The 24,012-nt window shown below is 66.7% G+C and carries 24 protein-coding genes and 1 pseudogene; 13 read left to right on the forward strand and 12 right to left on the reverse strand.

The window, feature by feature from the left end; translation table 11 throughout:
• The first annotated feature begins 64 nt into the window (after positions 1 to 64).
• Positions 65 to 955, forward strand: coding sequence for a LysR family transcriptional regulator (locus tag AC07VH_RS00455; protein WP_494786377.1), 891 nt, complete (start codon positions 65 to 67; stop codon positions 953 to 955).
• Here AC07VH_RS00455 and AC07VH_RS00460 read toward each other — a convergent pair.
• Positions 952 to 2,034, reverse strand: a complete 1,083-nt coding sequence (locus tag AC07VH_RS00460; RefSeq protein ID WP_494786378.1) for an ATP-binding protein — start codon at positions 2,032 to 2,034, stop codon at positions 952 to 954. The genes AC07VH_RS00455 and AC07VH_RS00460 overlap by 4 nt on opposite strands.
• Entirely contained in the window at positions 2,034 to 2,783 is a 750-nt protein-coding gene (locus AC07VH_RS00465) for a response regulator (protein WP_494786379.1), read from the reverse strand. Before AC07VH_RS00465 ends, AC07VH_RS00460 begins: the two co-directional genes overlap by 1 nt.
• Positions 2,784 to 2,916: 133 nt before the next feature.
• On the opposite strand from AC07VH_RS00465, the gene AC07VH_RS00470 reads away from it, so the two are divergent.
• The 3 genes from AC07VH_RS00470 to AC07VH_RS00480 are packed head-to-tail and all read left to right on the forward strand — an operon-like array spanning position 2,917 to position 8,627.
• Positions 2,917 to 4,074 (forward strand): efflux RND transporter periplasmic adaptor subunit, encoded by a 1,158-nt coding sequence (locus AC07VH_RS00470; protein WP_494786380.1) that lies wholly within the window; start codon positions 2,917 to 2,919, stop codon positions 4,072 to 4,074.
• 33 nt (positions 4,075 to 4,107) lie between these two features.
• Complete coding sequence (locus tag AC07VH_RS00475; RefSeq protein WP_494786381.1) at positions 4,108 to 7,254, forward strand: multidrug efflux RND transporter permease subunit; 3,147 nt, start codon at positions 4,108 to 4,110, stop codon at positions 7,252 to 7,254.
• Entirely contained in the window at positions 7,254 to 8,627 is a 1,374-nt protein-coding gene (locus tag AC07VH_RS00480; protein ID WP_494786382.1) for an efflux transporter outer membrane subunit, read from the forward strand. The genes AC07VH_RS00475 and AC07VH_RS00480 overlap by 1 nt, the downstream gene beginning before the upstream one ends.
• Before the next feature lie 8 nt (positions 8,628 to 8,635).
• On the opposite strand, the gene AC07VH_RS00485 is transcribed toward AC07VH_RS00480, so the two are convergent.
• Both AC07VH_RS00485 and AC07VH_RS00490 read right to left on the reverse strand, forming a co-directional pair.
• On the reverse strand, positions 8,636 to 9,322 hold the full coding sequence (locus AC07VH_RS00485; protein WP_489627658.1) for a DAPG hydrolase family protein: 687 nt from the start codon (positions 9,320 to 9,322) through the stop codon (positions 8,636 to 8,638).
• A gap of 4 nt (positions 9,323 to 9,326) precedes the next feature.
• A complete protein-coding gene (locus AC07VH_RS00490; protein ID WP_494786383.1) occupies positions 9,327 to 10,499 on the reverse strand; it encodes an MFS transporter in 1,173 nt (390 codons plus the stop codon).
• 145 nt (positions 10,500 to 10,644) lie between these two features.
• Between AC07VH_RS00490 and AC07VH_RS00495 the strand changes: the two genes are divergently transcribed.
• Positions 10,645 to 11,403 carry an IclR family transcriptional regulator gene (locus AC07VH_RS00495; RefSeq protein ID WP_489627656.1) on the forward strand — a complete coding sequence of 253 codons (759 nt, stop codon included), beginning with the start codon at positions 10,645 to 10,647 and terminating at the stop codon, positions 11,401 to 11,403.
• Here AC07VH_RS00495 and AC07VH_RS00500 read toward each other — a convergent pair.
• Positions 11,393 to 11,977, reverse strand: a complete 585-nt coding sequence (locus AC07VH_RS00500; protein WP_494786384.1) for an Hcp family type VI secretion system effector — start codon at positions 11,975 to 11,977, stop codon at positions 11,393 to 11,395. The genes AC07VH_RS00495 and AC07VH_RS00500 overlap by 11 nt on opposite strands.
• A gap of 22 nt (positions 11,978 to 11,999) precedes the next feature.
• Positions 12,000 to 12,308, reverse strand: coding sequence for a 7(1) septoil knot domain-containing protein (locus tag AC07VH_RS00505; RefSeq protein ID WP_475417596.1), 309 nt, complete (start codon positions 12,306 to 12,308; stop codon positions 12,000 to 12,002).
• A 176-nt stretch (positions 12,309 to 12,484) separates the two neighbouring features.
• On the opposite strand from AC07VH_RS00505, the gene AC07VH_RS00510 reads away from it, so the two are divergent.
• From AC07VH_RS00510 to AC07VH_RS00535, 6 genes and pseudogenes are all read left to right on the forward strand, one after another.
• On the forward strand, positions 12,485 to 14,140 hold the full coding sequence (locus AC07VH_RS00510) for a DUF4394 domain-containing protein (RefSeq protein ID WP_494786385.1): 1,656 nt from the start codon (positions 12,485 to 12,487) through the stop codon (positions 14,138 to 14,140).
• Between the two features lie 121 nt (positions 14,141 to 14,261).
• Positions 14,262 to 15,542, forward strand: a complete 1,281-nt coding sequence (locus tag AC07VH_RS00515) for an arsenic transporter (protein WP_494786386.1) — start codon at positions 14,262 to 14,264, stop codon at positions 15,540 to 15,542.
• A 45-nt stretch (positions 15,543 to 15,587) separates the two neighbouring features.
• On the forward strand, positions 15,588 to 16,217 hold the full coding sequence (locus AC07VH_RS00520; RefSeq protein ID WP_494786387.1) for a Rossmann-fold NAD(P)-binding domain-containing protein: 630 nt from the start codon (positions 15,588 to 15,590) through the stop codon (positions 16,215 to 16,217).
• A gap of 47 nt (positions 16,218 to 16,264) precedes the next feature.
• The gene (locus tag AC07VH_RS00525; protein ID WP_494786388.1) at positions 16,265 to 16,534 is read left to right on the forward strand and encodes a hypothetical protein; all 270 of its coding nucleotides are present in this window, start codon (positions 16,265 to 16,267) and stop codon (positions 16,532 to 16,534) included.
• Positions 16,489 to 16,638, forward strand: a pseudogene (locus AC07VH_RS00530) (GNAT family N-acetyltransferase); the annotation flags it as partial. The gene AC07VH_RS00525 and the pseudogene AC07VH_RS00530, both read left to right, overlap by 46 nt.
• Before the next feature lie 51 nt (positions 16,639 to 16,689).
• On the forward strand, positions 16,690 to 17,295 hold the full coding sequence (locus AC07VH_RS00535) for a flavin reductase family protein (RefSeq protein ID WP_494787094.1): 606 nt from the start codon (positions 16,690 to 16,692) through the stop codon (positions 17,293 to 17,295).
• Here the strand turns inward: AC07VH_RS00535 and AC07VH_RS00540 are convergent, their stop codons facing one another.
• The 3 genes from AC07VH_RS00540 to AC07VH_RS00550 all read right to left on the reverse strand — a co-directional run bounded on the left by AC07VH_RS00540 (position 17,296) and on the right by AC07VH_RS00550 (position 19,576).
• The gene (locus tag AC07VH_RS00540) at positions 17,296 to 18,219 is read right to left on the reverse strand and encodes a DUF2145 domain-containing protein (protein WP_494787095.1); all 924 of its coding nucleotides are present in this window, start codon (positions 18,217 to 18,219) and stop codon (positions 17,296 to 17,298) included.
• On the reverse strand, positions 18,219 to 18,650 hold the full coding sequence (locus AC07VH_RS00545; protein WP_034788152.1) for a hypothetical protein: 432 nt from the start codon (positions 18,648 to 18,650) through the stop codon (positions 18,219 to 18,221). Before AC07VH_RS00545 ends, AC07VH_RS00540 begins: the two co-directional genes overlap by 1 nt.
• 92 nt (positions 18,651 to 18,742) lie before the next feature.
• Positions 18,743 to 19,576: an HDOD domain-containing protein gene (locus AC07VH_RS00550; protein ID WP_494786389.1), complete on the reverse strand. Its 834-nt coding sequence runs from the start codon at positions 19,574 to 19,576 to the stop codon at positions 18,743 to 18,745.
• Positions 19,577 to 19,821: 245 nt separating this feature from the next.
• Here AC07VH_RS00550 and AC07VH_RS00555 point away from each other — a divergent pair, with 245 nt between their 5' ends.
• Positions 19,822 to 20,286, forward strand: a complete 465-nt coding sequence (locus tag AC07VH_RS00555) for a (R)-mandelonitrile lyase (protein WP_494786390.1) — start codon at positions 19,822 to 19,824, stop codon at positions 20,284 to 20,286.
• A 114-nt stretch (positions 20,287 to 20,400) separates the two neighbouring features.
• On the opposite strand, the gene AC07VH_RS00560 is transcribed toward AC07VH_RS00555, so the two are convergent.
• Positions 20,401 to 20,670, reverse strand: a complete 270-nt coding sequence (locus AC07VH_RS00560; protein WP_494786391.1) for a hypothetical protein — start codon at positions 20,668 to 20,670, stop codon at positions 20,401 to 20,403.
• Positions 20,671 to 20,940: 270 nt separating this feature from the next.
• On the opposite strand from AC07VH_RS00560, the gene AC07VH_RS00565 reads away from it, so the two are divergent.
• Complete coding sequence (locus tag AC07VH_RS00565; RefSeq protein ID WP_494786392.1) at positions 20,941 to 21,966, forward strand: hypothetical protein; 1,026 nt, start codon at positions 20,941 to 20,943, stop codon at positions 21,964 to 21,966.
• A gap of 53 nt (positions 21,967 to 22,019) precedes the next feature.
• Here AC07VH_RS00565 and AC07VH_RS00570 read toward each other — a convergent pair whose 3' ends face one another.
• Together AC07VH_RS00570 and AC07VH_RS00575 are read right to left on the reverse strand one after the other, a co-directional pair.
• Positions 22,020 to 23,117, reverse strand: a complete 1,098-nt coding sequence (locus AC07VH_RS00570; RefSeq protein WP_494786393.1) for an acyl-CoA dehydrogenase family protein — start codon at positions 23,115 to 23,117, stop codon at positions 22,020 to 22,022.
• 74 nt (positions 23,118 to 23,191) lie between these two features.
• Positions 23,192 to 23,977, reverse strand: coding sequence for an AraC family transcriptional regulator (locus tag AC07VH_RS00575; protein ID WP_494786394.1), 786 nt, complete (start codon positions 23,975 to 23,977; stop codon positions 23,192 to 23,194).
• Positions 23,978 to 24,012 lie beyond the last annotated feature (35 nt).

Below are 24,012 nucleotides of genomic sequence, written 5' to 3' on the forward strand. Positions count from 1 at the left end.
ATGCGATAAGATGGCTAATCCTGCATGTATTGCTGAATTTTTTTCATGAATTTTTTCCTCAACAATGGCTGATCTCAACGAATTGACGGCCTTTGCCGCCGTCGCCCGCCTGCGCAGCTTCCGCAAGGCGGCATTGGAGCGGGGCGTGTCCGCCTCCGCCCTCAGCCATGCATTGCGCGCGCTGGAAGAGCGCCTGGGCGTGCGCCTGTTGAACCGCACCACGCGCAGCGTCACGCCGACCGAGGCGGGCCAGCAGCTGCTGGCGCGGCTGGCGCCGGCCATGCGCGAAATCGACGATGCCTTGCAAGACTTGAGCGCCATGCAGGATGTGCCCGCAGGCAAGCTGCGCCTGAACGTGCCCCGTCCGGCCGCCCGGCTGCTGCTGGGGCCCATGCTGGCCGGTTTTGTCGCCCGCTATCCGCGCGTGCAGGTCGAAGTGGTGACCGACGACGGCATGATCGATATCGTGCGCGACGGTTTTGATGCGGGCATCCGCTTCGGCGAACAGGTGGCGGCCGACATGATCGCCGTGCCCGTGGGCGCGCCGCAACCGTTCGTGGTGGTGGCGTCGCCCGGCTACCTGGCGGCGCATGGGGCACCGGGCACGCCGCGCGACTTGCTGGCGCATGCCTGCATAGGCCGGCGTTTTCCCAGCGGGCGCCAGTATGCGTGGGAGTTCGGGCGGGAGGGGGAAGCCGTCAGCATCGCCGTCGGCGGGCCGCTCGTTTTCGATGACGATGAACTGATGCTGCGCGCGGCCCGCGACGGGGCGGGGCTGGCGTATGTGTACGAAGCCGATGCGCGCGCCGATATCGCGGCGGGGCGCCTGGCGTGCGTGCTGGAGCGCTGCCTGCCGCCGCCGCCCCGCTACTTCCTGTACTACCCGGGACGGCGGCAGATGCCGCCCGTGCTGCGCGCCTTCGTCGACATGGTCCGCGCCGACGGTCTTGCTTAGGCGGCCGGCGGCGCGCCGTGCTCGACCGGCCACTTGACGGTAAACACGCTGCCGCCCGCCTTGCCGCGCGTGCAGACGGCGCTGCCGCCGTGCGCGCGCGCGATGGCTTCGACCACGGCCAGGCCCAGGCCGCTGCCCGCATGCGGGTCGCCGCCATCGCTGTCGCCGCGGCGAAACGCCTCGAACACGTGCGGCGCCAGTTCCTTTGCAATGCCGGGGCCCGCATCCTCGACGCTCAGGTAGTACTGGCCGGCCTGCACGCGGGTGCGCACGCGCAGCAGGCCCGGATGCGCATAGCGGCGCGCGTTGTCGAGCAGGGCCAGCACGATTTGCCGGATGCGCGCTGCGTCGCAGCAGACGGGATGGTCGGACAGGTGCAATTGCAGCGTAAACCCGGCCGCTTCCATTTCCTGCGCCAGCAGGCGGCCCACTTCCTCGATTTCCAGGGTCAGGTCCGTCCACGCCATGCGCAGCTGCATGTGGCCGCTGTCGGCCAGGCTCAGGGTGCGCAAGTCCTCGATCAGGCGGCCCAGGTCCTCGACTTGCGCCAGCAGGCTGGAAAACGGCACTTCCTCGGGCTTGAAGACGCCGTCGACGACGCCCTGCAAGGTGCCGCGCAGGATGGTCACGGGCGTGCGCAGTTCGTGCGCGATGGCCGCATTCCACGTTTCGCTTTCCTTGGCGCCCCGCTGCAGGCGCTCGGCCATGCTGTTGAAGTCATCGACCAGCATGGCCGTCTCGCCCAGGCTGCGGTCGCCCGCGAAGGCGCGCGCGGACAGGTCGCCGTGGGCCACGCGGCGCACGCTGTCCATCACGGAATTGATCGGTTTTAAGATGCGCGCGGCCAGCTTGATGGCGAAAAAGGCGGCCAGCCCCAGGCCGAAGACGGTGATGGCGAAGATCCACAGCCATTCGACGGTGCTGGGCGACCAGTCGTCGGGCTCGGACAGCATGCCGGGATCGATCTTGAAGGCGATGGCGAAGAAGGTCCAGGAACCGATCCAGATGATCAGGATGCTGCACACCATCAGCACGGACATCGACAGGATGATCTGCCGGTTCAGGCCAGTGAATCGCATCAGAGCTCGCTTTCCAGGCGGTAGCCCACGCCGCGCAGGCTGGCCGGCATGTTCATCACGCCCGCTTCCTCGAGCTTCTTGCGCAGCTTGCTGACGTGGCTGTCCACCGTGCGTTCCATCGAATTGCTTTCGGGCATGCACGACTCCAGCAGTTCCAGGCGGCTGCAGACGCGGCGCGGCGTGCGCGCCAGGTGCGCCAGCAGGCGAAATTCCGTCAACGTCAGGGTCAAAGGCACGGGCGCGCCGTCGCGCAGCACGCTGGCCACGTACGTTTCCTGGTCGATCTCGATGGGGCCGCAGCGCAGGCGCTGGCCGCCGACCGGGTGGTGGCGCACGCGCGAGCGGCGCAGCACGGCCGCCACGCGGGCCACCACTTCGGCCGGGTTGAAGGGCTTGATGATGTAGTCGTCGGCGCCCACGCGCAGGGCGGCCAGTTTGTCGGCATCCTGGTCGCGCGCCGTCAGCATGATGACGGGCGTTTCGCCGCGCCGTCGCACTTCGGCCAGCACGCCCCAGCCGTCGACACGGGGCATCTGCACGTCGAGCAGCAGCAGGTCCGGCGCCAGCGCCAGGTGCTGCTGCAGCGCTTCCTGGCCATCGAGGGCGAAGGCCGTGCGGTAGCCGTCGCGCTCCAGATAACCGGCGAGGATGCGGGCGATTTGCGGTTCATCTTCGGCGATCAGGACGAGGGCGGAAGGGGGCGTGGTGGCAAGAAAAGAGGGCTGGCTGGCGCTGTGATGATAGTTCATGCAAATAGTCTAGCATTCTTCTTTCTCTCCATCGAATCTCCACATTTCTTTGACGAAATGTCCACCTTGGCCTTTTATGCTGCGCTTATCTGTCGACCGGACCGCCGGTTGGGATCTGCCATAGAGAAAGACCATGCATCCGAGCCACTTCACCAAGAAAAACATGTTGATCGCCGCGGCACTGCTCAGCCTTGCCGCCTGTTCCAAACCCGCGCCGGACGAGGCGGCCGCGCCGCCCGCCGCCGTGACGGTCCTCAAGTTGCAAGCGGCATCCGTCGTCCTCAGCGACGAATTGCCGGGCCGGGTGGCCGCCTTCCGCACGGCCGACATCCGTCCGCAGGTGGGCGGCATCGTGCTGCGCCGCCAGTTCGAGCAGGGTGCCGACGTGCAGGCGGGGCAGAAGCTGTTCCAGCTCAACCCGGCGCCGTTCCAGGCGGACGTCGATTCGGCCGCCGCCGCCCTGCAGCACGCGGTGGCCACGGCCAACCGCGCCAGCAGCCAGGCCGAGCGCCTGAAACCACTGGTGGAAGCGGATGCCATCAGCCGCCAGGCGTATGACGATGCCGTGGCCCAGCGCGAGCAAGCCGTGGCCACCGTGGCGCAGGCGCGCGCGACCCTGGCGCGCCGCCGCCTGGACCTGGCCTTTGCCAGCATCGAGGCGCCGATTGCCGGGCGCATCGGCTCCGAACTGGTGACCGAAGGCGCGCTCGTAGGCGTGGCCGATGCTGCGCCGATGGCGCGCATCCAGCAGATCGACAAAGTGTATGTCGACGTGCGCCAGCCGGCCGCCGCGCTGGCCGCGCTGCAAGCCTCGGGTACGGGTGGCGCGGACAAGCTGCCCGTGACCATTCTGGGCGCCGATGGCCAGCCGCATCCCGTCACGGGCCGCATCCTGTTCTCGGGCATCAGCGTCGATGCGGGCACGGGCGACGCCGTCATCCGCGTGCTGGTCGACAATCCGCAGCGCCAGCTCTTGCCGGGCATGTTCGTGCGCGCCCGCATCGCCCGCGCCGTGCAGGCCAACGGCGTGCTGCTGCCGCAGCAAGCCGTGTTGCGCAGCAGCGGCGGCCAGGCGCAGGCCTGGGTGCTGGACGGCACGAACAAAGCCAGCTTGAAAACGATCGCCGTGGGCGACGTGGTCGAGCACCAGTACGTGGTCAGCGGCGGCTTGAAGGCGGGCGACACCGTCGTCATCGAAGGCCAGGAACGCCTGCAGCCGGGCGCCACCGCCACACCGCAACCGTGGAAGCCGGCCGTCGTGGCCACGGCGGCTGCCGCCAAGGCGCGTTGATGCACACTTTGAATACAATGAAAGCCTAACGACATGCCTCAATTTTTCATCAACCGCCCCGTCTTTGCGTGGGTGGTGGCGGTCTTCATCGTCCTCTTCGGACTGATCGCCATACCGCAATTGCCGATTGCGCGTTTTCCTTCCGTGGCGCCGCCCAGCGTCAGCATCAGCGCCAATTACCCCGGCGCCACGCCGCAAACCATGAATGATTCCGTGGTGGGCCTGATCGAACGCGAACTGTCGGGCGTCAAGCACCTGCTGTATTTCGAGTCGTCCACCGATACCTCGGGGTCGGCCTCGATCACCGTCACCTTCCAGCCGGGCACGGACCCGGAAATGGCCCAGGTGGACGTGCAAAACCGCCTGAAGGCCATCGAGCCGCGCCTGCCGCAAGCCGTGCGGCAGAACGGCTTGACGGTGGAATCGGCGTCGTCGGGCTTTTTGATGATCGTCAGCCTGATTTCCGAGAATGGCCAGCATGACGAAGTGGCGCTGGGCGACTACCTGGCGCGCAACGTGACGGAAGAACTGCGCCGCATTCCCGGCGTGGGCAAGGTGCAGCTGTTCGGCTCCGAGCGGGCCATGCGCATCTGGGTCGATCCCGCCAAGCTGGTGTCGTACAACATCGCCATGGGCGAACTGACGGCCGCCATCGCGCAGCAGAATGCGCAGATCGCGCCGGGCCGCCTCGGCGATTCGCCCGCCGTGCACGGCCAGCGCGTGACGATTCCGCTGACGGTCCAGGGGCAGTTGCAAACCCCGGCCGAATTTGCCGCCATCGTGCTGCGCGCGAACGCGGACGGCTCGAAAGTGACCATCGGCGACGTGGCGAAGGTGTCGCTGGGCGCGCAAAGCTTCAATTTCAGCATTCGCGAAAACGGCCAAGCCGCGTCGGGTGCCGCCATCATGCTGTCGCCCGGTGCCAACGCCGTGCAGACGGCAGCCGCCGTGCGCGCGCGCATGGCCGAACTGGCGCACACCATGCCGGCCGGGATCAAGTATTCGGTGCCGTTCGATACGGCGCCGTTCGTGAAGATCTCGATCGAGAAGGTCGTCGTCACCCTGCTGGAAGCGATGGTGCTGGTCTTCCTCGTCATGTATCTGTTCCTGCAAAAGATACGCTACACCCTGATTCCCGCCATCGTCGCGCCGATCGCCCTGATGGGAACGTTTACCGTGATGCTGCTGGCCGGCTATTCCGTCAACGTGCTGACCATGTTCGGCATGGTGCTGGCCATCGGCATCATCGTCGATGACGCCATCGTGGTGGTGGAAGCCGTCGAGCGCCTGATGGCGACCGAGGGCCTGTCGCCGAAGGAAGCGACTTCCAAGGCCATGCGCGAAATCACGGGGGCCGTGGTCGGCATCACTCTGGTGCTGACGGCCGTGTTCATTCCGATGGCGCTGGCCAGCGGTTCCGTGGGCGCCATCTACCGCCAGTTCACCTTGGCCATGGCCGTGTCGATTTTGTTCTCGGCGTTTCTGGCCTTGACCCTGACGCCGGCCCTGTGCGCCACGATGTTGAAACCGATCGGCCCGCACGACCACGATAAAAAGGGCTTTTTCCTGTGGTTCGACCGCTGTTTTGAGCGCATGACGGCGCGCTATGAAAAAGGCGTGGTGGCGATGCTCAAGCGCGCGGGCCGCTCGATGGTGCTGTACTGCGCCATCGTCGCGGCGCTGGGCGTGGCCTTCATGCAGTTGCCGTCTGCCTTCCTGCCCGAGGAAGACCAGGGCTATTTCATTACCTCGATCCAGCTGCCGTCGGACGCCACCATGGAGCGCACGCTCGATGTCGTCAAGTTGTACGAACAGCACGTGGCCACGCGGCCCGGCATCGAAGTGAACCAGTCGATCCTCGGCTTCAGCTTTTCCGGCGCGGGACCGAACGCGGGCCTGGCGTTCACCATGCTGAAGGACTGGAAACAGCGCAACGGCGCCACGGCGCAGGAAGAAGTGGCGCTGGCGCAGGAGGCCATGTCGCAGGCGAAGGAGGGCGTGATCATGAGCCTGATGCCGCCCGCCATCGATGAACTGGGCAACTCGTCCGGCTTTTCGATGCGCCTGCAAGACCGCGCCAGTCAAGGCGTCGCGGCCTTGCAGGCGGCGCAGAACCAGCTGCTGGGCCTGGCCGCGCAAAGCAGCAAGGTGGCGGGCGTGTATCCGGACGGCTTGCCGCCCGGCGCCAGCGTGCGCCTCGATATCGACCGCACCAAGGCCGAGGCGCTGGGCGTGCCGTTCACGGCGATTGCCGACATGCTGACGGCGGCCATGGGGTCGACCTATGTCAACGATTTTCCGAACGCCGGACGCATGCAGCAGGTGATCATCCAGGCCGATGCCCCATCGCGCATGCAACTGAACGACGTGCTGGCCTTGCGCATCCGCAATAACGCGGGCGGCATGGTGGCCCTGGGCGAGCTCGTGCGCCCCGTGTGGAGCGAGTCGCCGCTGCAGCTGGTGCGCTACCAGGGTTACCCGTCGGCGCGCATCTCGGGCAGCGCGGCGCCCGGCGTGTCCAGCGGCGACGCCATGCTGGAAATGGAGCGGCTCGTGAAGCAATTGCCGCCGGGCTTCGCGCTGGCGTGGACGGGCCAGTCGCTGCAGGAGAAGGAATCGGCGTCGCAGGCGCCCATGCTGATGGCGCTGTCGATGCTGGTGGTCTTCCTCGTGCTGGCGGCCCTGTATGAAAGCTGGTCGATTCCCGTCTCCGTGATGCTGGTGGTGCCTTTGGGCCTGCTGGGCGCCGTGCTGGCCGTGATGTTGCGCGGCATGCCGAACGACGTGTTCTTCAAGGTGGGCATGATCACGATTATTGGTCTTTCCGCCAAGAATGCCATTCTGATCGTCGAATATGCGCGCCAGCTGCAGGCGCAAGGGCGTGGGCTGGTCGAGGCGACGGTGGAAGCGGCGCGCCTGCGCCTGCGCCCGATTTTGATGACGTCATTGGCGTTCGCGCTGGGCGTGGTGCCGCTGATGCTGGCCACGGGCGCCAGCGCCGAGACGCAGCACGCGATCGGTACGGGCGTGTTCGGCGGCATGATTACCGCCACCGTGCTGGCCGTGTTTTTCGTGCCCGTGTTCTTTGTCGTGGTGCTGGGCGCCGTCGACAAGATGGGCACGTACTTCAACAAACGCAGTGATCGCATCGCCGTCAAGGCGGTGGAAGGAGAGTTGTAATGCGTTTATTTTTTCTCACGCCCCTGGCCGCGCTGGCCTTGTCGGCGTGTTCCCTGACGCCGCCGCTGGTCAAGCCGGCGGCACCGATACCGGCCCGCTATGCAGAATCTGCCGCGCCAGCCGCGGCCGGCACCGCAGCCGACCTGGGCTGGCGCCAGATGCTGCTCGATGCGCGCCTGCAGCGCCTGGTCGATATTGCGCTGGAAAACAACCGCGACTTGCGCGTGGCCTCGCTCAACGTGGAAGCCGTGCGGGCCCAGTACCAGATCCAGGATGCGGGCCGCTATCCGGCCGTCGGCGCGAATGCGGGCGGCGCGCGCCAGCGCGGCGCCGATGCCACGCTTCAAAACACGTTCACGGCCGGCATCGCCATGAGCGCGTTCGAGATCGACCTGTTCGGCCGCCTGCGCTCGCTGTCGGACGCGGCGTTTGCCCGCTACCTGGCCACGCAGCAGGGCCAGCGCGCCGCGCACATGGCCTTGATCGGCGCCGTGGCCGACGCCTACCTGGAGCAGCGCCTGGCCGAGGAACAGCTGGCGCTGGCCCGGCAAACCCTGCTTGACTGGCGCCAGGCGCTGGTGCTGACGCAGCGCCTGCACGGCGCGCAGCAGGGCAGCGGCCTGGACGTGGCGCAAGCCGAAGGGCAGGCCGCCACGGCGGAAGCGGACGTGCAGGCGCGGGAGCGAGCCAGTCTACTTTCGCGCAACAACCTGGAATTGCTGCTCGGTGCGCCATTGCCAACGGACTTGCCCGCCGGCCGGCCGCTCGACGGCCAGCCCGTGCTGACGCAGTTGCCGCCCGGCCTGCCGTCGGACTTGCTGGCGCGCCGTCCCGACATTTTGCAGGCTGAATACGCGCTGGCGGCGGCGAATGCGGAAATCGGGGCCGCCCGCGCCGCCTTCTTCCCCCGCCTGTCCTTGACGGCGTCGCTGGGCTTTGCCAGCCCGGAACTGGGCGACCTGTTCCGCGGCAGCGCGCGCAGCTGGTCGTTCGCGCCGCAAGTGACGCAGCCGCTGTTCCAGGGCGGCCAGCTGCGCGCGGAACTGCAGCTGTCGCGCCTGCGCAAGGACGTGGCCGTGCTGCAGTACGAACAGGCGATCCAGGCGGCGTTCCGCGAGGTGCGCGACGGCCTGGCCGGCAGCGCCACGTTTGCGCAGCAGATCGCCGCGCAGGAGCGCGTGGTGGCGGCGTCGCGGCAGCGCCAGCGCCTGTCGCAGCTGCGCTACGACGCGGGCCAGGACAGCCGCCTGGAATTGCTCGACGCGCAGCGCCAGTCGTATGCGGCCCAGCAAGCCCTGCTCGACGCGCGGCGCGACCAGTTCAAGTCGGCCGTGGCGCTGTACAAGGCGCTGGGGGGCGGCCTCGAGGAGTGAACCTCCGTCTACCAGGGCAGCGCCACGGGCACGCTGTCGCGGTGCTTCGCCTGGTAGTGGGAACGCAGGAATTGCGCCAGGAAGGTGAATTCGTTGTAGCAATGCATGAGCAGGGCGCGGGCGAATGCATCGGGGAAGAGGGCGGCGATCTCTTGCGGGCTGTGGCCGGCGTCCGGCAAGTCCTGGCCCATGTAGAAATGGCTGCGCAAGGTCATGCCCCAGGCCGTGTCGCGGCCCATGTGCAGCAGGCGCCCGCCGATGACGGCGCCGTCCGCCGTGCGGGGCGGCGCATAGCTCATGCCCACCCTGGCGCACACGGCGGCTGAAATGCGGCCCTCGGTCCGCGCCACCTCATATTGTCGTCCCTCGAAGAATTCACGGGGATCGCGGAACTGGATGGCCAGCTGTTCGGCCGGCATGCCGCTGAAAAATTCTTCCGCCAGATGGATGGAGCCGATGTGCGTCCCGGCGCTGCCTTCGGCCCAGCCGCTGGCCAGGTGGTCGACCGGGTGCCACATCAGGTAGCGCTCCGTGTCGGGCCGCGAGCGGAACCACCATTCAAACATCTCGCCAGTGCAATTTGCCAAGTCGGTGCGGCACGCCACGTGCAGCACGCCGCTGGGCAGCCGTTCGAAGCCCGTTTCCAGTGCCAGGGGAGCGGGGTGCAGCAGGGCGTGGACGTCGTTGAGATCCATGGTCTTACCTTTCAGTGCGGGTGGTGGAGACAGTCGCGGCGCGGCGGCGCAGCAGCAGGGCGGCCGCCACGGCCGCGCCCAGCAGGGCCAGTGCGGCCGTGGCGGCAAACATCGTGGCGTGGCTGCCGGGCAGATACGTCATGAAGGAAGAGAGAAATTGCCCGCCGAAGATGGCCATCGAGAGATAGGCGAGGTTGCGGTTGCGGCTGGGCAAGTGGCTGCGCTCGACCGTCATGTGCGTGCACAGGGGTACGGACAGGCCGAAGCCCATCCCCAGCGCCATGGCGCCGGCCAGCAGCGCGGGCAGCGCGGCGGCCCCCGCAAACAGCAGGTGCGCCAGCGCATAGCAGGCGAAGGCAGCGCCCAGGGTGCCGTGTTCATGCAGGCGCCGGACCGCCCGGGGCATCAGCCAGGCGGCCGCTACGGCCACCAGCGACACGAAGGAAAGCAGATACCCAGCCCGGTCCTCGCTCCAGCCCAGCTGCTGCAGGCGCAGCGGTAAAACGATGATGGCGGCAAAGAACACCGTCATGGAGAGCGCCGCCAGCGCATGGACGAGGAGCAGGGCGCGTGACGGGCCGGGCGCCGGCGGCGCGCCATCCATGCCGGCATCCCCGGCCGGCCCGGGTGCCGGCACGCAGCGCCAGGCGAAGGCCAGCAGCACCCACGAGGCCAGATACAGCAGGAAGGGATAGCGCCAGCCCGCCGTGGCCAGCAGGCCGCCCAGTGCGAGGAACAGCACGCCGCCCAGTTCGATCGTCATGCCTTGCCTGGCGATCATGCGCAGCCGCGCCTGGCCGCTGAACAGGGCCGAGATCAGTCCCGTGCCCGAGGCCATCACCAGCGCCGTCGGCACGCCCAGCAGGAAACGGTTGGCGAACACGGCCAGGTGGCCATGCAAGAACATGCCCGAGATGCCCAGCAAGCCGTACAGGAACAGTCCCGTCAGCAGGGTGCGGTGCAGTCCCAGGCGCTGCATGAGCATGGCGGCGAAGGGGCCGGACAGCACCACGCCCAGCGAGGGCAGCGTGACGAGCCAGCTGGCGGCGTCGGCCACCCCGAGGCGCGCGGCGATGGACGGCAATCCCGGAACCAGCACGCATCCCACCATGATGGTCAGGCTGGCAACGGAAAGGAGCGTGCACGTTGCTGTCTTCGATATACTGCGGCTGGACATGCGCCTCCCTGGTGTTTGGGTTGGGTAAACCGTTTAACGGAACAGTGTTCCGAATGATGGAACAATTATAGGGCCATGTACAATGCCGGTCAATGCCGGTCAATGCCGTCACGGCAGCTATCGTCATGCACAATTGGGTAAAGAGATGAGTGAAGAAAACGAAGGCAATAGCGGCAAGCAAGTCATCGCGCGCGCGGCGGCGGTGCTGCGCGCGCTGGAAAACCAAGCGGGCGGCCTGAGCCTGGCGCAGATCGCCAAGGGTGCGGACTTGCCGCGCACGACGGTGCACCGCATCGTCGCCGCGCTGGAAGCCCAGCAGCTGGTCAGTTCCGGCGCCGGCGGGGTGAAGCTGGGGCCGGCCATCGCGCGTCTGGCGGCGTCGGCGCATACGGACGTGGTGGCGGTCCTGCGGCCGCATGCGGAAGCGTTGGGCCGGCGCACGCGCGAAACGGTCGACGTGTGCGTGTACCGCGGCCTGCATGCGGTGTCGGTGGATCAGTATTGTTCCGACCATGAACTGCGCGTCGTCTCGGCCGTGGGAACGGCCTACCCGATCCACTGCACCGCGCATGGCAAGGCGCTGCTGGCGGGTCTGTCAGACGAGGCGCTGGGCCGGCTGTTCGGCGAACGCCTGGAAGCGCGCACGGGTCAGACCATCGCGGCGCTTGCGCAACTGTTGCCGCACCTGGCGCAGGTGCGCGCGCAGGGCTACGCCGTCGATATGGAAGAGCATGCGCCGGGCGTGTGCGGCATCGGCGTGGCCCTGGACACGGGCACGAGCGAGCGCTACGCGCTGTCGCTGGGCGTGCCGGCCCTGCGTTTCCACGCCCAGCGGGAGCTGCTGCTGTCGGCGCTATTGCAGTGCAAGGCGGAAGTCGAAGCCGTGCTCGGTGTCAAGCCGTAAACGCGCCGATCGGGCGGTTGCGCGCCAGGCTCCAGCCCGTCGTGTGCTGGGCTGCTGGCTGGCCGTGCGCCTGCTGCACGCTGTAGCTCCAGAGGATTTCCGTAAAGTTCAGCTTGAACTGTTCGGTCGGCATGTCGTTGGGATGGGATTGCAGCTGGATTTCGCTGATCAGGGCGTCGCGCAGGGCGATGGTGATGATGTTGACCGTCTTGTCGCCCGAGTTGCGGGCAATGTAGAGTTTGGTCGGCTGGGCCGCGCCGCTGCCCAGCGGCTGGGCGCTCAGGCACAGTTCGTACAGTTTCACCGAGATCGCATCGACATATTTGACACAGGTAAATTCCGTGATCACGGGCCGCCCCGACGTGCGCGCCGCATTGCTGACGTCGGTCGTCACCTGCTGCTTCATGCCCTGATGTAATGACACGAGTTCGATGCAGCGGCCCATGTCCTGCAGCGCGCCGCTATCGCGCCAGGCGCTGTCGATCAGGCTGCCGCCGCTGCTGTCGATGCAGCTGTCCGGCATCTTGCCGAACACGAGTTCCCCGTTGCCGGGTTCGAGCAAAATCAAATCCATGACGCATTCCTCCGCTTGAGTGTCAGCCGCCGCCGTGCGCGAGGCAGCCCTTGAGCCGATGTGGCCTGGTCCAGCCTGCTTCGCCGGCCTGGTCGACAAAACAGATGGTCAGCTGCGCAAAGCCTTGCGAGGTGAAGTACACGCTGGCCGTGGCATCCTGGCGCTCGCGCGTGATGAACCACTGCGCGTCGCCATGCGCGAGGCCCCAGCTGGCCGCGCGGTGCACGAGCAGGTCGGCATTGCCGCGCTGCACGATGGCTACCCGCACGTCGGCTTCGCCCATATTGTTGGTCTGATAGATGCGCGCCACTTTCCTGACCCCAGTTCTCATCGTGCCTGCGACTATACACCGGTTAAGTTGCCTAAAGATAAGTAAAAATGGCGGCGTGAACACTTTTTTTGCGCCGCTGCATCCAAATGCGCGCATGGCGGGTAGTACCGGGGTGCGCTCGCTGCCACAGCGGCTTGGGCAGCACGTCCCTTCACTCACTTACCGGAGTCACGCTCATGACCACGCTGCCATCCTTGCCATTTTCCAGGCTGTTGCTCGCTTCCGCCGTCGCCATCGCCTTGTCCGCCTGCGGGGGCGGCGGCCACCACGATGAGGCCGTCGTCACGCCAGCGCCGCCTCCCGTCGTCACGGGCGACGTGTTTGTGCTCACGGCGAGCAATCAACTGCTGTCGTTCGACCGCGCCGCGCCGGCCACCATCCGCAGCACGGTCGCCGTGACGGGCTTGCAGGCGGGGGAAAACCTGCTGGGCATCGATTTCCGGCCCGCCGATGGCCAGCTCTACGGCGTCGGCAGCACGGGCCGGCTCTACACCTTGAATGGCGTTACGGGCGTGGCCACCGTGAAAGCCAGCCTGGCGGCCGATGCGGCCGACACCACGGCACCCTATACGGCGCTGGCCGGGACGGCCTTTGGCGTCGATTTCAATCCCGTCGCCGACCGCCTGCGCATCGTCAGCAACACGGGGCAAAGCCTGCGCATCAATGCCGATACGGGCGCCACCACCACCGATGGCAACATCAATGGCGGCGCAGGCAATACGGCCGTCACGGCCGCCGCCTATACCAACAGTTTCGCGGGCACGGCCAGCACCACTTTGTTTGTGATCGATGGGGCCAATGCCACCCTGTACACGCAAAATCCGCCCAACAACGGCACCCTGGCCGGCGCCGTGCCGCTGGGCGTGGCGGCCACCAGTGTGGCCGGCTTCGACATCGATGCGCGCACGAATACGGGCTACGCCGTCATGACGGTGGCCGGCGTGCGCAATCTGTACACGCTGAACCTGGCGGCGGCCACGGCGCCGGCGACCCTGGTGGCGGCCATCGGCGTGACGGAAGAGCTGCGCGGCATCGCCTTGACGCCGCCGGCGGCGCCCGTCGCCTACGGCTTGACGGACGATGGCCGCATCGTCACCTTCAAGACGGCCACGCCGAACACGCTCGACGCCAACGTGGCCGTCACGGGCCTGGCGGCGGGCGAGCGCCTGCTGGGCTTTGACATCCGTCCCAAGGATGGCTTGTTGTACGGTATTTCCTCCGCGGCCCGCATCGTCACCATCGATCCGGCCACGGGCGCCGTCGCCGTCAAGGCGACGCTGGCGGCCGACGCGCTCGATACCAGCGCGCCGTACACGGCCATCGCCGGCACGGCCTTTGGCGTCGATTTCAACCCCGTGGCCGACCGCCTGCGCGTGATCGGCAACACGGGGCAAAGCCTGCGCATCAATGCCGACACGGGCGCCACCACCACCGATGGCGCCATCAACCGGGCGGGCGCGGCGCCGGCCGTGACGGCGGCCGCCTATACCAACAGCTTCGCGGGCGCGGCGGCGACCATGCTGTTCGATATCGACACGGCCAGCGCCAGTCTCGCCCTGCAGAATCCGCCGAATGACGGCACCCTGGCCACTGTGGGGGCGGGCGCGCTCGGCGTTGCCGTGGCGGGCGACGTGGGCTTCGATATCGCGGGCGGCGCCAACGGGCTGATTCTGGCGGCCCTGCGCACGGCGGCCGGCGGCCCCAGCGCACTGTACCGCATCGACCTGGCGACGGGCGCGGCGGTGCTGAGCGGCGGCGCGGCCACGCCGGCCGCCTCCGCCATCGGCAATGGGACGGTGGGCTTGACCGATATCGCCATCGCGCTGAAATAAGGCAGTCCCGCCGCGGCCTTTGCATTCATTCAATAATTCCAGTATTATGGAATTATTGTTGACGTTCACAGGCTGCGGCGCATGGTGCCCGCGACGCCGCACCGCACGGGACCCTCGCCGCATGCTGACCGCTTTCCTCATCTTTCTCGCCACACTCATCCTCGTCATCTGGCAGCCGCGCGGCCTGGGTATCGGCTGGAGCGCCGTCATCGGCGCTGGCGTCGCCTTGCTGGCCGGCGTGATCCACTGGGGCGACATCCCCGTCGTCTGGCATATCGTGTGGAACGCCACCGGCACCTTTGTTGCCGTCATCATCATCAGCCTGCTGCTCGACGCGGCCGGCTTCTTCGAGTGGGCCGCTTTGCACGTGGCGCGCTGGGGCGGCGGCAGCGGCAGAAAACTGTTCGTGCTGCTGGTCTTGCTGGGCGCGCTGGTGTCCGCCGTGTTTGCCAACGACGGCGCTGCGCTGATCCTCACGCCCATCGTCATCGCCATGCTGCGGGCATTGAAGTTTTCCGCAAAAGCCACCCTGGCCTACGTGATGGCGGCCGGTTTCATTGCCGACACGGCCAGCCTGCCGCTGGTGGTGTCGAACCTGGTGAATATCGTCTCGGCCGACTATTTCAAGATCGGCTTTGCCGAGTACGCGTCCGTGATGGTGCCCGTCAACGTCGTCGCCGTGGGCGCCACCCTGGCGGCCTTGCTGATCTTTTTCCGCCAGGATATTCCGCGCGACTATGACGTGGCGCAACTGAAACGCCCGGGCGCCGCCATCCGCGACTTGCCCACCTTCCGCGCCGGCTGGCTGGTGCTGGCGCTGCTGCTGGCGGGATTTTTCTCGCAAGAAGCCCTGGGCGTGCCCATCAGCCTGATCGCCGCCGTGGGCGCCGCGCTGCTGCTGGGCGTGGCGGGCAAGGGCCACGTGATTTCCACGCGCCACGTGCTGCGCCATGCGCCGTGGCAGATCGTCGTCTTTTCGCTGGGCATGTATCTGGTCGTGTACGGCTTGCGCAATGCGGGCCTGACGGCTTATCTGACGGGCATCCTCAATCACTGTGCCCAGTACGGCGTGTGGGGCGCGGCCATGGGCACGGGCGTGCTGACGGCTTTATTGGCGTCCGTGATGAACAACCTGCCGACGGTGCTGGTGGGCGCGCTGGCCATCGACCCGACGACGGCGCAGGGCGCCGTGCGCGAGGCGATGATCTACGCCAATGTGATCGGCAGCGACCTGGGGCCGAAGATCACACCCATCGGCAGCCTGGCCACCTTGCTGTGGCTGCACGTGCTCGACAGCAAGAATATCCACATCTCGTGGGGATACTATTTCCGCGTCGGCATCGTGCTGACCGTGCCCGTGCTGCTGGTGACCTTGGCGGCGCTGGCGCTGCGCCTGTCCTGAGTTCCGTGTATGGTGGTGGCTGACAGCAACTTGAACGGGAAAGCCATGAAACTACTGCTCGTCGGCGCCACCGGCCTCGTGGGCCGTGAAGTGCTGCGCCTGGCGCTGAGTGACGCGCGCGTCAGCCAGGTCGTCGCGCCCGTGCGCCAGCCCTTGCCGGCGCATCCCCAGCTCGAGGCGCCCGTCGTCGATTTCGACCGCTTGCCGCCCGATGCGCCGTGGTGGCAGGCAGACGCCGTCATCTGCACCCTGGGCACGACCATGAAGCTGGCGGGCACGCGGCAGGCGTTCCGGCGCGTGGACCACGACTATCCGCTGGCCGTGGCGCGCCTGGCGCTGGCGGCCGGCACGCCTGCGTATGCGCTCAATTCCGCCGCCGGCGCCAACGCCGCCTCGCGCATCTTCTATAACCGCGTCAAGGGCGAAGTGGAGCGCGAGCTGGAACAACTGGGTTTTATATCGCTCACCTATGTGCGCCCGGGCCTGATCGGCGGCGAGCGCGACGTGGCGCGCGCGGGCGAGGGTGCCGCCTTGCGCCTGCTGCGCGTGCTGGGGCCCGTGCTGCCGGCGCGCTGGCGCATCAATCCCGCGCCGCGCATCGCGCAAGCGCTGCTGGAAGCGGCGCTGGCCGCCGCGCCGGGCGTGCATGTCGTCAGCTCGGAGCAACTGGCCTGAACGCGCACCCCGTATAATCGGCGTTCATCTTCTTTTGAGTACGGAAAATGCAAACAGTACGTCCTTACCGGGCCGGCGACCGCGACGCCTGCCTGGCCCTCTTTGACGGCAACACGCCGCGCTTTTTCGACCCGTCCGAGCGCGCGGACTTTGCCGCCTGGCTCGATACCTCGACGCATCCGTATCTGGTCATTCTGCGCGACGGCCGCATCGTCGCCTGCGGCGGCCATGCCATCGAGGCGGGCGGCAGCGTCGCCAGCCTGTGCTGGGCATGGTGGCGCAGGATCTGCACGGCCAGGGACTGGGTCGCGCGCTGACGCAGGCGCGCCTGGACGCGATACGCGCCATGCCTGGCGTGGCCAAGGTGAGCATGAATACCAGCCAGCATACGCAGCAGTTTTATGCGCGCTTCGGCTTTGTGCCCGTGAAGGTGACGCCGGATGGCTTCGGGCCCGGCATCGACCAGTGGGACATGCTCCTGTCCCTGAAAAGCAGGGGGCCTGAACATCGCCATATCGCCCCCGTGCCGCTGGAAAAAGCCTACCGCCTGCTCAACCATGGCCCGTCCATCCTCGTCTCGGCCCGCCATGCTGGCGTGGACAACGTGATGGCCGCCGCCTGGGCCTGCGCCCTCGATTTCGCGCCGCCGAAACTCACCGTGGTGCTGGACAAGGCCACGCGCACGCGCGCGCTGGTCGAGGGCAGCGGCAGCTTCGTCATCCAGGTGCCGACGGCGGCGCAGCTGCGGCTGACGCATGCGGTGGGCACGCACAGTCTCGATGCGCAGCCCGACAAGCTGGCGCGCGCCGGCGTGCAGCTGTTCCAGATGGAAGGGCTTGACCTGTCGTTCGTGGCCGGATGCTCCGCCTGGCTGGCCTGTCGCCTGCTGCCCGAGCCGCACAACCAGGCTGCGTATGACCTGTTCATCGGCGAAGTGGTGGGGGCCTGGGCCGACACGCGCGTGTTCCGCGACGGGCACTGGCATTTCGAGGAGGCCGATGCATCGTGGCGCAGCCTGCACTACATCGCCGGCGGGCGTTTCTATGCGATCGGCGAGGCGCTCGACGCGCAGATGTAATCAGTCGAGCGCGATGACCCGGTCGTCCGGGCCGGGCACGCAGCCGTCGGCGACCGGTTCCCAGCCCCGGTGCACCACCACCTGTTTGCCGTCGTGGCAGATTTCTACGCGCTCGCTGGCGGGCAGGCGCTGGCGCGCGAACGCTTCCAGGCTGGCCGGCAGGCTGACTGCCAGCCGCATCGTGCCGATGGCTTCGGGCGGATGGTCGTCCATGTGCACCAGGGGCACGAAGATCGAGCCCAGCATCAGCCAGCGGGCGCCCACGTCCACAGGAGCGGGGTTGTAAGGCGCGGCGCGCAGCCAGTCCTGGGCGCGCGCGCGCAAGTCGCCGCCCGCGGCCAGTTCGCCCCAGGCGGCGGCCAGCATTTCCACCACCCACTGATTGCAGTTCTGGTATTTCAAATTGAAGGCGTAGGCGTTGGCGCTGTAGCGGCCCGCCAGCAGCTCCTGCACGCGCACGGGGTCGAGCAGGGCGCGGCGCAGGGGCGGCACGGTTTCCGCCGGCAGTTTCACGAGCGAGATGTAGCCGAGCGCAGGATTGGCCGTGCCCATGGCGAAACCGGCCGTGCCCTGGTCGAAGATGCGCGGGCGGCCTTCGTCGCAGGCGTAGTACAGCTGGCGCGCGGACCAGCCGCTGTCATTGTCGTGGCGCCAGGCCAGCGCTGCGTGCGAATAGCGGATGCCGAAGCGGGCCAGGTCCAGGCCGGAACGGCTGATCAGGGCTACGCTGCCTTCGCTGGCGGCCAGTTCCTCGCGCACGACGGCGGCAAAGCGCAGCAGGCGATCCTGTTCCGTTGCCGTGAGTTCCTGTGCGCGGTCGCAAAAGCGCGACGAGGCGAGCGAGGTGCCTGCCTGCGCGGCGCCAGCGCTGACGATGACGCAGACGCCCAGCAGCAGTGCCGGGCGGTGCAGGCGAAAACGGATCAAAGGCTGACGGGACGCGTGGCCATTTCGCCGTACCAGTCGTCGGCCAGCACGAGGAAGAAGGCGGCGCGCGTGTCGTTGCGCGAGAATTCGATGCCGTAGGCGCGGTTTTGCGCATGCACCACGTCGCCCTGCGCCAGCTGCTGCTTGTCGAGCGCCGCCTGCGGCAAGTCCAGCACCAGCGGCGTCGCCGTGGCGTCGGCCTGCATGGTCAAACGCGTCATGCCGTCGCGGCCCGGCACGGCGGCCACGTCGATGATGCGGTAGGGGCCATTGGCCACCTTGTTGTCGCGCGAGGAGCTGTTGCTCGAACCGTTGAGCGAATCGGAAATGCTGCCGCTCGACTGGGAGCCGGCGCTGGAGGCCGAGGAAACGAAGCTGTCGGCGTTGGCGTTGCACGCCATGGTCAGAGCTGCGGCCAGGCCGAGCATGCGTAAGGAGGTAGTCAAGGCAGTTTTCCAGTGGACATCAATGAAAGCGGACCGGGTCCATCCCGGCCTGCGCCATCATAGCAGATCGGCCATCAGCTGAGGAGCACCTCGATCAGGCCCTTCGCTTCGGCCGACGGCTGCGTGCGCAGCGCCTGCAGCATGGGATCGTGCTCCAGGTAAGCCTGCAGCGGTGCGCTGATGGTGACGTAGGCCTGCGGCAGCGGCGAAGGAACCGGCGCCAGCGCCTTGGCCAGCAGCAGGGTGTCGCGCAAGCCTTCGGGCGGCAGCATGATGGTCGAGCCGGGCAAGGCGTTGACGGCGTCGGCCACCTGCTGCGGCACGCCCAGCTGGCGCATCAGTCCCCGGCCGATCACTTCCAGCGTGGACGCCATCTGCGTTTCCAGCTGGGCGTACAGGCCCGGGGTCTTGTCGGCCTGGGCCAGCAAATAGAAGCCTGCCACTTCATGCACGATGCCGGCGAACAGCGCCGTGTCGGCATCCGTGTGCGTGACGGCGCCCGCCAGCGCATGCGCCAGCACCGCCACGTGCACGGTGTGCGCCCACAGCTGGATGGCATGGGCGCGCAAGGCTTCGTCGCGGATGCCCGCGTTCAGCTGGCGGATGACGGCCGCCGTCGCCAGCGCATACAGGTTGCGGTGGCCCAGCCTTTCGACGGCGGCGCGCACGCTGGTGATGGCGGGCGCCTGGCCGGGCGCGAACAGGGCCGAATTGGCCAGCGCCACGGCGCGCGCCGACAAGGTCGGTTCGCACAGCAGCAGTCGGCTGATGTCGGCCGAGTGGCAATCCGGATTGGCCAGTTCCTTTTGCAAGAGCAGGGCCGTATTGATGCTGGTGGGAAAGGCCAGGGTTTCCGTTTCGGCGCTGGCCAAAAGTTGCGCCAGGCTGCTGAGCGTGTTGACGTGCATGGATGGGGGCAGGGAAGTAGCGATGTCTCCATATTATCAGGCAATGCGGCTGGCATGGCGTTCGCATGCCTTTCTGCCATCGGCCGCGCATCGGTCCATTCATCAGCCCAGCTTATAGGCGCTAGTGGCTTTGCGCCGCTAATCAGCGCGGGCCAGTGCTGTTAAGCTGGACTTGCCAGGACAGGCGCAGCCGGCTGCCCGGCTGCCCGTGGGGTAAATCATACAGGTAAGAAAGGAAACCAGACATGCATCGATACGCCGCGGCACTCTTGCCGCTTTGCCTGCCCGCCGGGGCCATTTCTGCGCCAGCCGCCGTCACCGTCACGCGCGCCGCCGTCATGCCCACCATCACGGGCGACGCCCGCTACTTCACGGGCACGGTCGAGGTCGACGCCATGTTCCAGCGGCCGTCTCCGGCTCGCGTGGGCGGCGGCATCGTCACCTTCGCGCCCGGCGCCCGCACGGCCTGGCATACGCATCCCTTGGGCCAGACCTTGATCGTCACGCAAGGCCACGGCTGGGTACAGCACTGGCAGGGCCCGCTGCAGGCGCTGGCCGCGGGCGACGTGGCGTGGATACCGCCCGGCGTCAAGCACTGGCATGGTGCGACGGCCACGTCCGCCATGCAGCATGTCGCCATTGCCGAGGCGCAAGATGGGACGGCGGTGACGTGGCTGGAACAGGTGGCGGATGACAGCTACCCCAGATAGTCAGGGCTGCCCGCCGGGCAGCATTTCCCGATAGCCACTGCGTGCCGCCCAAGAGTAGCCGGGCGGCATTGCGCGTTTGGCGGTCAAGGGCTGGGTTGCCCGATGGCGAAGCTGCTAGCGCGGCTTTGGCGCGGGCTCGGCCGTGTCACTGCTTGTCGTGAGCGCCGTGCCGGCGAAGCGCGCCCCGCCGGAGACCAGCTTTTGGCCTATGTCGACGAAGCCGCGGATCTGCTCATCCGAATGGCCTTTCAGGTCGGAAAAGACAGCGCGCATCTGCTGCGGAGAGACGCCGGCTTTATCTGCCCGATTGAGCGTGCTGAAGCCTTCGAGCAAGCGTGCCGTTCCCAGGGGACTGCGCAGTGAATCGATCAGTGTATCTAACATATTTGCCTCCTTATGGCGTTGGCGTTGAGACGGTGGATTACCGAGCAAAGTGTAACGGCCCTGGCATCGGAAACTGGACCCGCATAATGCTAGAATTACGTACCTTGACATGGCGAGAAAAGACTGAAAGAAAATATGATTGCAAAAAAAGAATTATTTCCAGGGCGCATACAGGCGGATCAAATTCTTGTGCATCAGTGTGCGATACGCCGCTTTCAGTCGCGGCACGGGCAGCAATTCCAGGAGCTGAGGAACTTGCGGAACAGCGTCATGGCTGCGATCGACGTGCGACCAAGTATGTGGCGCCTATTGTCAAACCAACGTGACAGGCACTTTGCCTTGCTCGATATCATGCACGTGCTGAATACGAGGAGCGGACGAGCGGCCTTGCGGGCAGGGGCGTTGATGCCATTTGAGGATGCAATGCAGATGCCGCAGCTGGCGGCCTTCACGGCGCTGCATGAAGAATCAGCGAGAGAAGTATTGGACTTATTGCTGGCGAATCTGGATTTCATCGACGGTCTGGTTGAGACGTGTCGCATCTTCGAGATTTATAGTGTGCTTGCCGTGAGTGTGCGGGTGGATGCCCTGGAGCTCGTCAAGCGTTACTATCATACATACCACCGGGCAAGGAACTGTTCCTGCATCGAAAATTATTCTGATGTGGCGGAGGCGGACACCCGCTGGGCATTCATGCTGGAGACGGACGAGGCCACTGACGACCTGGCGCTGCTGCTGGGCACAGGCGTCATCACACCTTATTTCCGCGGTGCTGGCATCGATATTTTTGATGATGACGCCAATGACGTGGTGCTTAATAATACAAAACAGAATGATGGCATCTATTTGCGCATAAAAATCGGCGACGAGGCTCCGCATCAGATTGACGCGGCCCTTATTTATTTAAGGGAAGCGTTATTGGGTAAAGCGCGCGACAAGGGTTTTGCCAGAGCGAATTATGCAAGGCGCCGTTTCGACGAGTCCAATTTCGTGAACGGACTGCGCCATCCGCTATTCTTTGATGTCAAGCGGGGCAGCTATCTGGCGCCATTGATGGGGCTCGCATGTTGGGATGAAAAAGAGTCGGGCGCCACAGTGGATCAGGTCTGCATCAAGGTTGCTACAGATACCGAGGGGTATCGTCTCGACAATAAACTGCAGGGCACGGTGTATGAGGTTGATACCCTCAAAAAACATTATAAACACATCGCGGCTGCGATCAAGGCGCCGCTTGCAAAAAAAGCCGGGCGTCTTGATGTCTTTCTCGCGGGCGTTACGGATGGCCCCGCTTTTTAGACCCGGGGAAAGCAAAGGCTAACAGCCGGCTCGATGGTGCGCGTGGCAACAAACTAGGGCAGCAGCAGCGCATGCTGGCTGGCCGTGTGGAAATCGCGCCAGACGCGGTTGATGGCGCTGTCTTCGCGCGCCGCGTACAGGCCGCAGTACGGATACAGGCCGTCGACGGCCGCGCGGCACACGGCCACCAAATCCAGCGAACTGGCCTGCACGGCTTGCATGGCGTCTGTGTCGAGCGCCGCGCCGCCTGCCACCTGCGCCCAGCTGGCGTCGAGCACGGCATAGAAGCGGGCGCGGGCGGCGATCAAGGCGTCTTTCCTGCCTTGCAGCATAGAAATCACTTCCGGCACCTCCAGCAGCGGCACGCCGGCGCGCGCATGGCGGCGGTGGCGCATGCATTCTTCGGCCAATTCCATGAAATGCGCGGCCATGCCGGCCACGTTGGCGGCCAGGGTGACATACGCTAATGAATAGAAGGGGTAGCGGTACAGGGGACCGCCAGCCGTCGCGGTATCGGGACTGATGGTAAAACCGTGTTCCTTGCCGACCCATGCGCCGTCGATGCGGTAGCTGTGCGAGGCGCTGGCGCGCATGCCGATGCTGTTCCACGACGGCACCAGCTGCACCAGCGCGGCGGGCACGAGGAAGGCGCGGATGCGCGGCTGGCCTTGCTCGTTGAGCAGGGGCCGGCCAGCGCGCTGCAGCCGGGCGTTCAGGGTGAAGTGGGTCGCCATCGGCGCGCCGCTGGCGTAGTCCCAGCTGCCCGTGATGCGGTAGCCGTCGCCTTCTTCCTCCGCGTACCCGGTGGCCGCGCCGCTGCCGCCCAGGCAGACGCGCGGCGTGCCGATGATGGCGCGCGCCATGCTTGGTGCGAGGAAGCCCGCGAACCAGCCGGCGCCCGCGCACAGGGTCAGCACCCAGCCCATGCTGCCGTCGACGGCGGCCACGGCTTCTTCCAGGCGCACCACCTGCGGCAGGGGCAGCTCGGCGCCGCCCGCGCTGCGCGGCGCCAGCATCGTCAGCCAGCCGCGCCGGTGCAGCAAGGCTTGCTGGGCCGGGTGCAGGAAGCGGGCGGCGTCGGCTGCCTGGGCGTGGCGCCCGATGCGCCGGGCGTCGCGCCCGGAAAGGGTGGCAAGGGTAGCGTGCGGCATGAGTAAAATCCGGCAATGGCGAAGGCGGGCATTTTCGCACAGCGCGGGTCATTGCGGGCGCCTGGCGCGTTCGGCTAGGTACTGCGCCGCCGGTACTCGTCCGGCGTCTCGCCCGTCACCTTGCGGAACATGGTGATGAAGGCCGAGGAGCTGGCATATGCCAGGTCGAAGGCGATGCTTTCCACCGTCTGGCCCGTTTCCAGCATGGCCATGGCCTTGATCACGCGCAACCGCGCGCGCCATTGGGCAAAACTCATGCCGAGGTCGCGCTGGCAGCGGCGCATCAGCGTACGCTCCGTGGTGTTGACGGCCTGCGCCAGCGCGGCCAGCGGGCGGTCGTCGCCGGGGTTGCTGTCGAGCATGGCCAGTACCTTGCCCAGCATGGGGTCATCCGAGCTGGGCAGGTAACTGCCCACGGGCGTGGCGCGCGCCAGCTGGTCCAGCAAGACATGCAAGAGGCGCTCTTCATGAATCGTCTGCGGCAAGCCGGGCGGGTGGGCGCGCAAGTGCTCGTGCATGGCGCGCACGAAGGGCGTGACGACCAGCGCGCACGGCGCGGCGGGCAGCTCCCGGCACAGTGCTTCGCTCACATACAGCGAACTGTGGAAGGCGGGATGGCGGTTCTGCCCCGTATGCGCCACGCGGGGCGGCAGCCAGATGCCGTACTGGGGCGGCACCAGATAGTGTTTTCCGGCCACCAGCACTTCCACCACGCCGCTGAGCGCATACACGAACTCGCCCCAGGAGTGGCTGTGGCTGGGATAAATCCCTGCGGCCGGCATGGCGGCGCTGCGAAAGCAGATGGCGGCTGGCAGGGCGCCGCTGTAGGGCGCCAGCAGCAGATGTCTTGTGGTGGGCACGGGCATTGTGGTTGGCTGTATTGAAGGAGGGAGTG

It is taken from the genome of Janthinobacterium sp. GW821-FHT03C10, assembly GCF_059420865.1.

Excerpts from the sequence above, each read along its gene's own strand:
- AC07VH_RS00455 (WP_494786377.1), top strand. The coding sequence starts at position 65 with ATGGCTGATCTCAACGAATTGACGGCCTTTGCCGCCGTCGCCCGCCTG.
- AC07VH_RS00460 (WP_494786378.1), bottom strand. The coding sequence starts at position 2,034 with ATGCGATTCACTGGCCTGAACCGGCAGATCATCCTGTCGATGTCCGTG.
- AC07VH_RS00465 (WP_494786379.1), bottom strand. The coding sequence starts at position 2,783 with ATGAACTATCATCACAGCGCCAGCCAGCCCTCTTTTCTTGCCACCACG.
- AC07VH_RS00470 (WP_494786380.1), top strand. The coding sequence starts at position 2,917 with ATGCATCCGAGCCACTTCACCAAGAAAAACATGTTGATCGCCGCGGCA.
- AC07VH_RS00475 (WP_494786381.1), top strand. The coding sequence starts at position 4,108 with ATGCCTCAATTTTTCATCAACCGCCCCGTCTTTGCGTGGGTGGTGGCG.
- AC07VH_RS00480 (WP_494786382.1), top strand. The coding sequence starts at position 7,254 with ATGCGTTTATTTTTTCTCACGCCCCTGGCCGCGCTGGCCTTGTCGGCG.
- AC07VH_RS00485 (WP_489627658.1), bottom strand. The coding sequence starts at position 9,322 with ATGGATCTCAACGACGTCCACGCCCTGCTGCACCCCGCTCCCCTGGCA.
- AC07VH_RS00490 (WP_494786383.1), bottom strand. The coding sequence starts at position 10,499 with ATGTCCAGCCGCAGTATATCGAAGACAGCAACGTGCACGCTCCTTTCC.
- AC07VH_RS00495 (WP_489627656.1), top strand. The coding sequence starts at position 10,645 with ATGAGTGAAGAAAACGAAGGCAATAGCGGCAAGCAAGTCATCGCGCGC.
- AC07VH_RS00500 (WP_494786384.1), bottom strand. The coding sequence starts at position 11,977 with ATGGATTTGATTTTGCTCGAACCCGGCAACGGGGAACTCGTGTTCGGC.
- AC07VH_RS00505 (WP_475417596.1), bottom strand. The coding sequence starts at position 12,308 with ATGAGAACTGGGGTCAGGAAAGTGGCGCGCATCTATCAGACCAACAAT.
- AC07VH_RS00510 (WP_494786385.1), top strand. The coding sequence starts at position 12,485 with ATGACCACGCTGCCATCCTTGCCATTTTCCAGGCTGTTGCTCGCTTCC.
- AC07VH_RS00515 (WP_494786386.1), top strand. The coding sequence starts at position 14,262 with ATGCTGACCGCTTTCCTCATCTTTCTCGCCACACTCATCCTCGTCATC.
- AC07VH_RS00520 (WP_494786387.1), top strand. The coding sequence starts at position 15,588 with ATGAAACTACTGCTCGTCGGCGCCACCGGCCTCGTGGGCCGTGAAGTG.
- AC07VH_RS00525 (WP_494786388.1), top strand. The coding sequence starts at position 16,265 with ATGCAAACAGTACGTCCTTACCGGGCCGGCGACCGCGACGCCTGCCTG.
- AC07VH_RS00535 (WP_494787094.1), top strand. The coding sequence starts at position 16,690 with ATGCTCCTGTCCCTGAAAAGCAGGGGGCCTGAACATCGCCATATCGCC.
- AC07VH_RS00545 (WP_034788152.1), bottom strand. The coding sequence starts at position 18,650 with ATGCTCGGCCTGGCCGCAGCTCTGACCATGGCGTGCAACGCCAACGCC.
- AC07VH_RS00550 (WP_494786389.1), bottom strand. The coding sequence starts at position 19,576 with ATGCACGTCAACACGCTCAGCAGCCTGGCGCAACTTTTGGCCAGCGCC.
- AC07VH_RS00555 (WP_494786390.1), top strand. The coding sequence starts at position 19,822 with ATGCATCGATACGCCGCGGCACTCTTGCCGCTTTGCCTGCCCGCCGGG.
- AC07VH_RS00560 (WP_494786391.1), bottom strand. The coding sequence starts at position 20,670 with ATGTTAGATACACTGATCGATTCACTGCGCAGTCCCCTGGGAACGGCA.
- AC07VH_RS00565 (WP_494786392.1), top strand. The coding sequence starts at position 20,941 with ATGGCTGCGATCGACGTGCGACCAAGTATGTGGCGCCTATTGTCAAAC.
- AC07VH_RS00570 (WP_494786393.1), bottom strand. The coding sequence starts at position 23,117 with ATGCCGCACGCTACCCTTGCCACCCTTTCCGGGCGCGACGCCCGGCGC.